This window comes from Psychrilyobacter sp. (genome assembly GCF_049671765.1).
Classification (GTDB): Bacteria; Fusobacteriota; Fusobacteriia; order Fusobacteriales; family Fusobacteriaceae; genus Psychrilyobacter.
Map to the genome: position 1 here is coordinate 1 of NZ_JBATVM010000284.1, position 12,840 is coordinate 12,840.

Sequence of the window (12,840 nt, forward strand, 5' to 3'; positions counted from 1 at the left end):
ATATAATTTCCGCCAGAAACTACAGGAACTATATTTTCATTAGGTTTAACATTATAAGCTATTACAGGAATTCCAGCTTCCTTAATTTGCTTAATCATTCTAACAGACATTTCTGATTCTAATGGACCAAAAGCAACTCCATCTGGGTGAGAAACTATTATGTCATCTGTAATTTGTCTAAGTTTTCCGTTATCAAATCTAGGATCTAAAATAGTGAGCTTAAAATTTTCTTCTTTAGCAAGTTTTTCCCAAGTAGAGATTACTCCTTGGAAGTATGGGTGTGCAGATGTCATTACAGTAAGGATTATTTCTTTTTGTTTAGCTTCTTCTTTCTTCTTTTCTTTTTGACCACATCCGATTAATGCAACAGTCATTACTAATAAAATAAATATTTTTTTCATGAATCCCCCTTTAGCTATCATAAATTACAATAATTAGAATATTGACTTATTAATGTTTTTTTGTCATCTTCAATAAAATCCTTATAAGTACAGTCATTTATATGTGTAGCATTTTTTTCAATAATTAAAGTTTCTGTATCCTCAAATAAAATAATATTGTGCCAAGTTCCGGCTTCTACATTATATATTTTCTTTTTTTCCATCCTATGAAACTTAAATTCCCAGTTATTAGTAAATGTTCCTTCAATTAGAATTGCTTTTCCTTCTAGCAAAATAAACACTTCATCAGTATTAATATGTTTTTCCATTTTTTTTATTTTGTTGAGCGATTGTTCAATAGAATAATTTAACTTAGCTATTTGCCATTCTTCTTTTATAATAAATGGGTGATAACCATTTTTTGTAACATTATAAATTTTCAAAAATATCACTTCCCAGAAAGATTTTTATAACCATTTTTTGTAATTAATATATTATCTTCAATTCTAATACCAAAACCAAATTTAGGATTATAAATACCAGGTTCAACGGTAAGGATCATACCTGGTTTCAATATTCCACTAGAGTCTGGATTTAATCCTTGGCCTGGATCATGGTATCTAAATCCAACTTGGTGGCCTAAAGCATGTTGGAAATACTCTTCATAACCTTCACTTTTTATATATTCTCTTACAATTTTATCTATAGTTTTCATTTCAATGCCAGGTTTCATATTTTCTATAGCTAAATATTGAGAATGGTTAATGATTTTAAAGATTTTTTCAATTTCTATAGAACTTTCGCCTACAACTCCTGTTCTTGTGGTATCTGACCAATATCCATTTACACAAATAGCTAATTCCATAAGAACTACATCTCTTTCTTTAATTAATTTTCCTGAACTTTTTGCATATTGACCAGAATAAATTGTATTTTCCCCACTATGAATATAACACCAACCTGTTACATGTTTTTTTTCGTTTAAGTCCATTTGTTTTTTTATTTCTAATTCTACTATTCCTGCTAACTCTCCCTCTGTAATTCCATCTTTTAAATTTTTATAAAAAGTATTAATCGCAACAGATGTTACTTCATGGACTACTTCTATTTTTTTTATATCACATTCACTTTTGATATCGTATAAAGTGATAAGTTTATCTGAAATGTTTTTATATTTACTTGTTGAAATATTTGATAAATTTTCTAATATATTTAAAGTTATAGGTATCCCCTCGCCATGAGAGGCAGAAGGGGAACTTCCGCCTATATCTTTAATATATGTTATAGGTTCATCAATCAAATTTAATTTTTCTAATTCTAATTTCATTAAATGAGATAATTCATCCCAAGGGTTTATTCCTAAAGTTCCCCATGAATATCGTTTTATTGTGCAATGTTTTGGAATAAAAGTTAGTGGCTCTAATTTAGGTATAAAAAGAATTGGATTCCCTATGGATGGGTATAAACAAAAAGAAGCTCCTAAAGTAGGATAATACCCAATACTCATGACTAATTCATCTGGTCTAAAAAAGATGACAGAACCACATTTATTTTCATTTAATATTTTAACTATACTATTCTGCTTTGTCATAATTCTCCTTTCCTTACACTTCGTACCTTAATAAATTTTGAATATAACCTCCATCTACATATAAAGTTGTTCCTGTTACATAACTAGATGCACTAGAAGCTAAAAACAAAGCTGGCCCAAAAATTTCATTAGTTTTTCCAACTCTTCCAAGAGGAATCCATTCTTTAAAATTATTTTCTCCCATTGCTTCAATTACTTCAGAATTCATATCTGTTTTAATAGCTCCAGGTGCCAGAGTATTAACTCTAATATTATCTTTAGAAAACTCAAGAGAGGCAACTTTACTAAACATTTCCATAGATGCCTTTGCCATACAATAAGGTGAATTTGATTTTACAGGGACCAATTGATGAATAGAACTCATATTAATAATAGAGGCGCCATGGTCACTATTGCAAAGTAAAGGATATAATAAAGAAGTCAATAAATATTGAGACCTTACACAAACATTTTGGACACTATCATATAAATTCATATCCATTTCACTAATTTTTTTATGCTTTTCAAAACCAGCATTATTAATAAGAACATCTAATTTTTTATATTTCATTGAAATAGTCTCTGCCATGTTTTTAACATCTAATTCATTAGAAAAGTCTCCACTTACAAAGTCACATTGAATAGTTTCTGCTATCTTTTTACAAATTGTTTCAGAGCGACCATGAATAATTACAGTAGCTCCTTTTTTTTTAAATTCTATGGCTAAAGTCTTTCCAATCCCACGAGTACTTCCTGTAATTAATATTACTTTGTTTTTAACAGAAAACATCACTTCACCTCTTTATCAATTACTTTCATGAGAGCTTTCATATATCCCAAAGCGTAAGCCATCCCAGCATGCCAAGCACCTGGAGCAGTCATTTCTGGTGTATGATCTGGAATCAAGACACCTTGAAAATTATGCTTTTTATATAACTCTAAGGCTTTTATCATATCAATATCTCCTTCATCAACAAAGACTTCTTGGTAGTTGGGAACTTTACCTTTAACATTTCTAAAATGTACATAAGCTATTCTTTCTTGAGAAGCATATTTCTCAATAGCATCATATATGCATCCTTCTGACATTTCTTGGATACTACCCATGCAAAATTCTAATGAATTTGAAGGGCTATTATATGTATCAATAACTTTTTGATAAATTTTTGGTTGATAAACCAATCTTGCGGCACCTCTTAAGACTGGTACGGGAGGGTCATCAGGATGTAAAGCTAGTTTTACACCTGCTTTTTCAGCAACTGGAATAACTTCTCTTAAAAACCATTCATACCTCTCCCAAAGTTGATCTTGGGATACGGTTTCAACAAATTCTTTATAATCAGTTTCATCATATACCATATTCCAAACCTCACCTTTAGGAATAGGTTCTTTACATGCAGAATTTTCACCATCAAATATAACAGTTTCAGCACCCCCACGTGCAGCAGTAGTTCTGATATGTGCATAAACACCAGCAATACTAAAATTATAACCTATAACTGGTATTCCAACTTTTCCAACTGTTTTTATTAATGTTTTTATTTTTTCAATTTGTTCATGTTTTTTTGGACCATCTAATAATACATCATACCAATCACCAGGACTAAAATTTTCTATTGCTGAAATTTTTAAACCATTTGCTTCTATTTCTTTTTTTAAATTTAACAAATTTTCATATTCCCAAATTGGATCATTTGCAACAGCATGCCCCCAATTTCCTTTTTTATCTGTTGTAGGAAGAACCCCAACCTCACTATTAAAATAATCTACTAAATGAACAACTATATGAGTACAACCACACTGTCTAGCAAATTTATAATAATCTTTTTTCAACATATTTCGATATAAACCTAAACCTAGTTTCATTTTTTCCTCCTATAAAATTCCATATTTTTTATAAGCTTCAGTACTACTCATCCCATTTTCAATTTCTTTTCTAACTAATTTTTCTCCTCTGGCTTTTTCAAGAGCTTTTTTTACCACAATTTCTTCAACTTCTCTAGGGATAACAAGGACACCATCTAAATCTGCAAAGATAAGATCTCCTGGATTTATCCAAACTTTTCCAATTTCTATTGAACATCTATAATCAATAACTTTTGTTCTAACAGATGAGTCTTGAGCATATCTTCCTAAACTGAATACAGGGAAATTTTGTTCTAACATTTTTGGTGTATCACGATGATATCCATTTATAATTGCACCATTAGCACCTCTTTTTTTTGCGGTAGCAGTTAATATTTCACCCCAATAAGCACATCTTTTATTACCGCCATGAGCAATATAAATTTCTCCTTCTTCAATTTGGTCTAGTGCTTCTGTAAGTAGGCCAAATGGGGCTTTTTGTTCACCATAAACATCTATCATATTTACAGGCATAGCTCTTCCTACGAGTTTCATTTCTAATAAAGCTGGTTGAATTTCTGGGGGTAAAAATTGATGATAATATTTAAATTCATCAAGTATATCTCCAACTACCGGTGTGTATAACTCTTTTTTAAAAAGTTCGAAAAGTTCTCTGTCATTAGTCCATTCTTTCAAAAAAAACCTCCTTGTTATTTTATATAATATTATGTTAAACTGTACTAGTCACACTAGTCATACAAGTTATACGTTGAGTATAATAGAAAAATGTTTAATAGTCAAGCATAATATTTTATAGTAGAACATTATGAATGCCAAATCCATATAAAATTAAATGTTATATAAAGGAGCACTTATGAAATTATTTAAAAGTATTCAAAGTAAAGATATTACCGTTGCCCAAAAGACTTACCTAACAGTTAAAAGAAATATTATCGAAGGTTCTCTGCTTCCTGGAGATATGCTATCAGAAATTAAAATAAGGGAAATGTTTGAAATTAGTAGAACTGTCTCTAGAGAAGTATTGATAAAATTGTCTAAAGAAAATTTAGTTACGATTATTCCACAAAAAGGAACATATGTTTCAAAAATTAATTTAAAGGAAGTATACAATTATTTGTTTCTCAGAAAAACTGTTGAAAATAAAGTTTTAAATTTATCTATTGAATCAATTGATCAAATTTTTTTAGACAAGTTACTTGAAAATTTGAGACAGCAAGAATATCTTCTTAAACGCGATGATAACTCATTTGAACTAATAAAATGTGATAATAATTTTCACAAAATAATCTATGAAAGTGTTGATAAAGAATATGTTTGGAAAATGTTAGAACCATATCAAATTCAGTATGATAGACTTAGAATTATTGCTTTAAAAGGAAATCTTACACAAAATAAAATGTATAACCATCATATAGAGATATATAATATGATCTCTAAAAAGATTAAAAGTTCAACTATTGAAATATTGAGGCTTCACTTGGGTGATTCTAGGAATTTATATAATAACATAATTAAAAATAATCTAAATTACTTTATAGAAGTTGATCTGTTCATGAATAAATCAGAGTTATGTTAAAAATTTATGACTAAAATAATAATGTTGTATATATGATTAAAAAATTGTATAAAGGAGGCATAGTTTGAAAAAATTTGAAGTATTAAAAAAAATATCTGATGTAGGTGTAGTTGCTGTAATAAGAGGAGATTCTATTGGAGATGCTGTAAATATATCCAAAGCATGTATTGCTGGAGGTATAACAGCTATTGAGGTTACCTATACAAATCCTATGGCTACAGAAATTATTAAAAAACTATCAAAAGAAAATAATATTGTATTGGGAGCAGGAACAGTTTTAGATAGTGAAACTGCCAGGATAGCTATTATGGCAGGAGCTAGGTATATAGTATCTCCTGGATTTGATATAGAAACAGCTAAATTATGCAATAGATATCAAGTGGCTTATATGCCAGGATGTATGACAATTACCGAGATGATAAAGGCTATGGAATCAGGTTGTGACATAATAAAATTATTTCCTGGAAGTGCCTTTGGACCTTCGTTTATAAAAAGTATCAAAGCTCCATTACCACAAATTAATATAATGCCTACAGGTGGTGTAAACCTTGAAAATGTAGACGAATGGATAAAAAATGGTGTTATTGCTGTAGGAGTTGGCGGACAATTAACTAATGGGACAATGGAACAAATAAAAGAAACCGCTAAAAAATTTGTTGAAAAAGTAAGATTAGCAAGGGGGTAGAGATGAAAAAAATTATAACTCTAGGCGAAATTATGTTAAGGTTATCACCCCCTAATAGAGACAAGTTTTTAGGAACTCCTAGTTTTCAAGCTAATTATGGAGGAGGGGAAGCCAATGTTGCAGTTGCGTTAGCTAATTATGGTATTGAAACTGCTTTTGTTAGTAAACTTCCAAATAATGAAATAGGAGATTCGGCTATAAATCATCTGAGAAGCTTTGGAGTAAATACTAGTTCTGTTGTTCGTGGAGGAGATAGAGTCGGGATATATTTTTTAGAAAATGGATTTTCTCTGAGAAATAGTAAAGTTATCTACGATAGAAAAGATTCGGCTATCTCTACAGCTTTAATTTCTGATTTTGAGATTGAATCTATCTTAAAAGGATGGGATATATTACATCTTTCTGGGATTACATTGGGGATAAGTAACAATGGATTTGAGATATCCAAAGCTTTTATGAAAAAAGCAAAAGAACTTGGGATGGAAATAAGTTTTGATTTTAACTATAGAAGTAAACTGTGGAGTTTAGAAGACGCAGGGAAGAAGATCCATGAGATTTTAAAGTATGTAGACATTGCATTTGCAGGACACTTAGATTTTACAAATATTTTGAGAATTGTTCCTGAACAACCTTTGGAGAAAATAGATCTTTTAGAGTATTATAAAGATCTATATCAAAAGGTAAATTCTAAATATAACTTTAAATACATAGTATCTTCAATTAGAGATGTAAAATCAGCTTCTAATAATACCTATGCAGGGATTTGTTATGATGGTAAAACTATTTATAGATCTAAATCCTATGAAGTGGATATAATAGACAGAGTAGGAACTGGGGATGCATATACAGCAGGATTTTTATGTGGATATGCTATGCAAAAAGAGATAGATTATACAATAAATATTGCTACTGCTTCATCTGTATTAAAGCATACTATTTCAGGGGATGTTACTTTAGTAAAACTAGCAGAAGTAGAAGAATTATTTAAAAAAGATAGTTTTGATGTAAAAAGATAGTTTTTTATAAGATAAGATAATATATTTTAGATTAAAAGTCACTATAATTTAAGTAACATTTAAACCCTAAAAACGTCTAGTGAGGTGACACTTTGTCTTCTCATTAGACGTTTTTTCTTATCAGCTGACGTTTTTTAAAATCCCCTCTCAACCCCAATAGTACCAATGGAATTAAGGTTTTATATTTTGTATTTAACTTCAGGTCTTCCAACTGTTCCATAATAGATATTACTTTTAATTTGTTTTTTTCCAGCTAAATAATCTAAATATTTTTTAACTGTGATACTACTTGTTTTTAATTCTTTTGCAACGTCTTTAGAAGAAAATTCTCTTGTAGGATCTGACAAAAGAGTATTTAAAACTTTTTCTAAAGTTTTTTCACTAATACCCTTAGGTAATTCTGATTTATTATTTTCTTGTTTATGATAAAATGAATCAATTTCATTTTGTGTAACAATTTCTTTTTTTAATTTTTTAGTGGATTTTTTGATTAAATATCTTTCTAAAGCTTTTTTTAATCTATCAAATTCAAATGGTTTAATCAAATAATCTACAATACCTAAATGGAAAGCTCTTTCAATATGAGCTTTGTGATTTGAAGCAGTGACAAAAATAGCTTCTATTCTGTTGTCATTGATTTCTTTTTCCCTCAATTTTTCTAAAATGTCTAAACCTTCCATATCTGGAAGATACATATCTAGTATAATTAGCTCAACATCGTTATTTAAAAGATAATCAACTACACCTTTTCCTTTAATAAACGTTTCAGTAACATTAAATTCTTTTTCAGAATTAATTATTTTCTTTGTGATCATACTTACCATGGGATCATCTTCTATAATTACAACATTTATCATTTGTCATCCCTCCTTTGTTAATAAAATATTAAACGTTTTTTGCTCAGATTCCTCTACAATATCTATTTTACCGTGATATAGTGAGACTAAATTTTTAATTAAAGCTAATCCAGATCCTCTATTGTTCCCTTTTGAAGAATAACCCATTTGAAATATTTTTTGTGAATCAACTATTTTTTCTCCATTATCAGTAATAGATATAAAAATATTATTTTTAGTCTCTGATATTTTTATATCTATTACTTTTTTTCTATTTTTAAATAGATTAAGAGAGTCAACGGAATTTTCTATTAAGTTTCCTATTATAACGATAAGATCATCTGAATAAATATTGTTATGCTTTTCCATAAGGTTGCTGCCTTTTTGTAAATTTAAACATATTTCTTTTTCTTTAGCTAAACTTATTTTTGTTAAAAGTAGTGCTTTTATAATAGGATCTTCAATGTTTTGGACTTCATCATTTTCTTCATCTAATTTTATTCTTATCTTTGAAACATATTTTTGAACTTCTTCATATTCTTCTAATTTTAATAATCCAGAAATTACATGTATTTTATTTTTAAATTCATGGACATTAGCTCTCATAGATTCTATTATCTGAGTTACTCCTGTTATTTCTTCTGCGATTTTTTTTATTCTTTCTTCTTTTTTTACTATAAACAAAACTTCAGTTTTATTTTTATTTTGAATTATTTTTATACAATCTACAAAGACTCTCTTACTAGATAGAATTATTTGTCTATTAAAGATATGAGATTCATCTCTTATAAGGACTTCATTATATAACTCTTTTAAAGTCTGGAAATCTTGTTCATTAAATTTAGGGATAGTTTCTTCACTTATTTGGTTTAAATTTTCATAGCTATCTAAAGTTAAAATTTGATTATTAAGGTTATTAAAAATTAATTGTCTTTCATTATGAATATTTGCAAGTTCAAAGGGTTCATACCCAAAGATTTCAGATTTAATGGTTTTTGCTAGATATATACCTAATACAATAGCAATAATGAATACTAAAATAATCCCAATGATTATTTCTTCAATAAATAGATTTCTAAATTCTTTATTTTTTGTGTGAAGCCTTTTTAGTCCAACCATACCAACTAATTTATTTTTATATGTTATTGGCCTAAATTTTTGAAAAGAATTATTCAAATAATTATTCTCGAAGGTTTTATATTTATTAGAAGTAACCTTTTGAAATATCTGTTTATAATTCATATGCGATTGTGATTTATTTTCCTTATTTTTATAGAAATAAACTTCCCCACTAGAATCAGTTATGACTATAGAATTCAAATCAGTCAATTTTGACGAAATAGTGAACATATGTTCATTTATAGATGTTTTATTTTTCGACGCTAAATTTTCTCCAATAATTTGATCAGCGGCTAAAGCTTTTGAATAAAGATTTAAAACTTCTTTATTATTAGTATTTATGAGTTTATAAATATTTTTAAAAAATATAAATTGTAAAATAATCATAGCAACTAATATTAATAATGATATATGCACTGTTATTTTTTTTTCTAATTTCATAAACTCTCCTTAAGTAACTCTTAATAATAAAATATGATTTTGTAATTATAATTCACTATTTTTCATTGAAATAATATTATATCATAACTAATAATGTTTTGTTTCGTAATTTAAGTTCACATTTATTTTTTTAGGGAACTCTTTAGCTAAAGGATTATCTAATAGATTATAGTCTTTTTTATGTCACTCTCTTCACCAATTTTTTTATCAAAATCACTTATTTACAATAATAGACTTTCATTTTTCTGTTTAGTTTTATAATACCAAAATAAAGATATGATTATTCAATATCTAAATTAATATTATGTGTAGTTCTTTTTGCAATTTTAATCACTTTTAAACTTTAATACCAAATTACATTAGTTTAATTATGTTTATTTAACTTATTTAACTTATTTAACTTATTTAACTTATTTAGTTTATTCCTTTATTTATTTCCTTAATATTCAAATAAATGGCTAAAGATTGTATAATCTTTAGATACATTAGTCTCTTAGTGGCGGAAAAATGGAAAAATAAATTATTATAGTATCGTGAATTAGCTTTTGGAGGATTTTATGTTGGAGAGGCAAATTATAGAGAAAATTTTTAAGACAGCTTTGGAAAGTGGAGATTTTGCAGAGATATTTTTTGAAGAAAAAAATAATTTTTCACTCACTTTATCATCACAGAAGATAGAAAAAGTTGTTTCTGGAAATGAATTTGGAGTTGGAATAAGAATTTTAGATGGTTCAAATGTAGTTTATGGGTACACAAATAATTTAAGTGATGAGAACTTAATTTTGATTACAAAAAAGTTAGCTGATTCACTGGAAACAAAATCGACTTCAAGAGATGTAAAAATAGGAGAAGCTGTAGTTGAAGTAAATCAGCATAAGATCAAAAGGATGCCAAACACAGTTCCTATGAAAGAAAAAGTGGAGTTGTTAAAAAAAATAGATAAAGTAGCAAGAGATTATGATAAAAAGATTACCCAGGTAGAAGTGATGTATTTTGAGACTGTGCAAAATATTAAAATTATTAATTCAGAAGGATTAAATACAAAGGACACTAGAGTAAGTACTAGAATAGCTGTGGAATGTATTGCTAAGGATGGAGAAAACGTACAAACTGGCTTCTGTGGTCAAGGAAGTCAAAAAGGCTTTGAATTGTTTAGTGATGATATAGATGTAACAGAAATTGCAAAGGAAGCAGCTAGACAAGCTATGATACTTTTATCTGCCGATGATGCCCCTAGTAAAGAGATGACGGTTATTATGGAAAATGGTTTTGGTGGAGTAATATTTCATGAAGCCTGTGGACATGGTTTGGAAGCTACATCTGTGGCTAAAAAATTATCTATATTTTCAGACAAAATAGGAGAAAAAATAGCTAGTAGTTGTGTAACTGCTATCGACGATGGGACTATCTCTAACGGATGGGGTTCTATGAATATTGACGATGAAGGTAATAAAACACAAAAAAATGTTTTAATAAAAGATGGAATTTTGCAAGGATATATGATAGATAAATTAGGAGCTAGAAGGATGAAAGAAAAATCTTCAGGTTCTGGAAGGAGAGAATCATATAAATTTGCTCCTACATCTAGAATGACAAATACATTTATTGCACCTGGGACTTCTACTTTAGAAGATATGTTAAAAGGTATAAAAATTGGGTTATATGCAAAATCAATGGGTGGTGGAAGTGTGGATACTACAACTGGAGATTTTAATTTTTCAGTGAGGGAAGGTTATTTAATAGAAAACGGGAAAATTACGAGTCCTGTAAAGGGAGCTACTCTAATTGGGAGTGGACCTGAGATTTTACATAAGATTGATATGGTTGGAGATAATTTATCTTTTGCTCAAGGAATGTGTGGATCAGTCAGTGGAAGTATTCCAGCTGACGTAGGACAGCCTAGAATAAGAATTTCATCCATTATAGTAGGAGGTAAAAAATAGTTATGAACTATACTAATTTATTTAATAGAGCTAAAGAGAAAAATATAGAGGAGTTAGAAATTTATTTTTCTAGAAAGAGTTCGACTTCTATTCAATTATTTGATTCTGAAGTAGAAGAATATAAAGTTTCAGATGTTTCGGGTATCTCATTAAAGGGAAAATATAATGGAAAATTAGGTTTTGTATATACAGAAGAGATTTCAGAAGAAAGAGTTCTTAACTTGTTGGACCAATTAATATTAAATGCTTCAATTATAGAAACAAGTGAGGAGTTTTCATTATTTGAAGGGAGTAAAAATTATCCCGAAGTAAAAACTTTTAATGAGGGCATAAGGAATATAAAAACTTCTACTAAAATTGAACTACTTAAAAAAATAGAAAAAAAGATAAGAAGTTATGAAAATATAGATACTCTTGAAGAAATAGTTTTTATTGAGACTGAAAGTGAAACAAAAATAATTAACTCAAAAAATTTAAATTTAGAAAAAATGAATAACTCTATTTTAATTTACTGCGATGTTGTAGCTAAAAAAGAGGATGAAATCACAACAAATAGAGATTTTATCTTAACTAATGATATTGACAGTATAGATATAGAAAAGTTTGCTGAATTGGTAGCTTTAAATGCAACAAATAAATTGGGTGGAGGGAAAGTAAATTCTGGGAAATATAAAGCTCTTCTTTCAAATGAAATTGTAGCTGATCTATTAGAAGTTATGAGTACTAGTTTTTCCGCTGAAAATGTTCAAAAAGGAATGTCTAGATTAGAAGGGAAATTAGAAACTTCTATATTTTCTGAAAATATTACTATAACAGATAAACCGTTAGTAGATTTTGCTCCTCGTTCAACACCATTTGACGATGAAGGAGTAGCGGCAAGTAATAAAATTATTGTTAAAAATGGAATACTAAAAACTTTCTTACATAATAGAAAAACAGCCAAAAAAGACGGAATAGAGAGTACTGGGAATGGATTTAAAGCAGGATTTAAAGGACTGGTAAATGTTAAGCCAACTAACTTTTCAATTGAAAATGGGAAACTATCTCTAGAACAACTCATTACCAAGGTAGGGAATGGAGTATATATAGATGATTTATCAGGAATTCATGCAGGATTAAACCCAGTTACGGGAGATTTTTCTTTACAAGCAGAGGGATTTTTAGTTAAAGATGGAAAGTTGAGCAAGCCTATCAATTTAATAACTATTGCTGGAAATTTCTTTGAGATATTAAAAGATGTAAATGATCTTGGGAATGATTTTAAATATAGTCGTTCAGGTGTAGGGGCCCCATCATTATTTATAAATGAACTGAGTATATCAGGGAAATAAAAATAACTATACCAGTTTAAAATTAGTTCGTTATTATTAAAAATATTTACTTAATTTTTAATCTATAGAGATATAGA

13 protein-coding genes are annotated in these 12,840 nt (G+C 28.4%); 5 read left to right on the forward strand and 8 right to left on the reverse strand.

Going from position 1 to position 12,840, the window contains the following annotated elements:
* The 6 genes from WBG30_RS13305 to WBG30_RS13330 all read right to left on the reverse strand — a co-directional run.
* Positions 1 to 401: sugar ABC transporter substrate-binding protein (locus WBG30_RS13305; protein WP_424505140.1), on the reverse strand; the 401-nt coding region annotated here is incomplete at its 3' end.
* Positions 402 to 418: 17 nt separating this feature from the next.
* Positions 419 to 823, reverse strand: coding sequence for a hypothetical protein (locus tag WBG30_RS13310; RefSeq protein WP_424505141.1), 405 nt, complete (start codon positions 821 to 823; stop codon positions 419 to 421).
* A 5-nt stretch (positions 824 to 828) separates the two neighbouring features.
* Positions 829 to 1,971: a M24 family metallopeptidase gene (locus WBG30_RS13315; protein ID WP_424505142.1), complete on the reverse strand. Its 1,143-nt coding sequence runs from the start codon at positions 1,969 to 1,971 to the stop codon at positions 829 to 831.
* A 13-nt stretch (positions 1,972 to 1,984) separates the two neighbouring features.
* Positions 1,985 to 2,740 carry an SDR family NAD(P)-dependent oxidoreductase gene (locus WBG30_RS13320; RefSeq protein WP_424505143.1) on the reverse strand — a complete coding sequence of 252 codons (756 nt, stop codon included), beginning with the start codon at positions 2,738 to 2,740 and terminating at the stop codon, positions 1,985 to 1,987.
* A complete protein-coding gene (locus tag WBG30_RS13325; RefSeq protein ID WP_424505144.1) occupies positions 2,740 to 3,816 on the reverse strand; it encodes a mannonate dehydratase in 1,077 nt (358 codons plus the stop codon). Before WBG30_RS13325 ends, WBG30_RS13320 begins: the two co-directional genes overlap by 1 nt.
* Before the next feature lie 9 nt (positions 3,817 to 3,825).
* On the reverse strand, positions 3,826 to 4,491 hold the full coding sequence (locus WBG30_RS13330) for an RraA family protein (protein WP_424505145.1): 666 nt from the start codon (positions 4,489 to 4,491) through the stop codon (positions 3,826 to 3,828).
* 178 nt (positions 4,492 to 4,669) lie between these two features.
* On the opposite strand from WBG30_RS13330, the gene WBG30_RS13335 reads away from it, so the two are divergent.
* From WBG30_RS13335 to WBG30_RS13345, 3 genes are all read left to right on the forward strand, one after another.
* Positions 4,670 to 5,392: a GntR family transcriptional regulator gene (locus WBG30_RS13335; protein WP_424505146.1), complete on the forward strand. Its 723-nt coding sequence runs from the start codon at positions 4,670 to 4,672 to the stop codon at positions 5,390 to 5,392.
* A 64-nt stretch (positions 5,393 to 5,456) separates the two neighbouring features.
* Positions 5,457 to 6,077: a bifunctional 2-keto-4-hydroxyglutarate aldolase/2-keto-3-deoxy-6-phosphogluconate aldolase gene (locus WBG30_RS13340; protein ID WP_424505147.1), complete on the forward strand. Its 621-nt coding sequence runs from the start codon at positions 5,457 to 5,459 to the stop codon at positions 6,075 to 6,077.
* A 2-nt stretch (positions 6,078 to 6,079) separates the two neighbouring features.
* Complete coding sequence (locus WBG30_RS13345; RefSeq protein ID WP_424505148.1) at positions 6,080 to 7,093, forward strand: PfkB family carbohydrate kinase; 1,014 nt, start codon at positions 6,080 to 6,082, stop codon at positions 7,091 to 7,093.
* A 179-nt stretch (positions 7,094 to 7,272) separates the two neighbouring features.
* Here the strand turns inward: WBG30_RS13345 and WBG30_RS13350 are convergent, their stop codons facing one another.
* Both WBG30_RS13350 and WBG30_RS13355 read right to left on the reverse strand, forming a co-directional pair.
* Entirely contained in the window at positions 7,273 to 7,950 is a 678-nt protein-coding gene (locus WBG30_RS13350; protein ID WP_424505149.1) for a response regulator, read from the reverse strand.
* A gap of 3 nt (positions 7,951 to 7,953) precedes the next feature.
* On the reverse strand, positions 7,954 to 9,489 hold the full coding sequence (locus WBG30_RS13355; RefSeq protein WP_424505150.1) for a sensor histidine kinase: 1,536 nt from the start codon (positions 9,487 to 9,489) through the stop codon (positions 7,954 to 7,956).
* Between the two features lie 557 nt (positions 9,490 to 10,046).
* Here WBG30_RS13355 and WBG30_RS13360 point away from each other — a divergent pair.
* Together WBG30_RS13360 and WBG30_RS13365 are read left to right on the forward strand one after the other, a co-directional pair.
* Positions 10,047 to 11,432, forward strand: a complete 1,386-nt coding sequence (locus WBG30_RS13360; RefSeq protein ID WP_424505151.1) for a TldD/PmbA family protein — start codon at positions 10,047 to 10,049, stop codon at positions 11,430 to 11,432.
* A 2-nt stretch (positions 11,433 to 11,434) separates the two neighbouring features.
* Positions 11,435 to 12,763, forward strand: a complete 1,329-nt coding sequence (locus WBG30_RS13365; RefSeq protein WP_424505152.1) for a TldD/PmbA family protein — start codon at positions 11,435 to 11,437, stop codon at positions 12,761 to 12,763.
* The last annotated feature ends 77 nt before the right edge of the window (positions 12,764 to 12,840 follow it).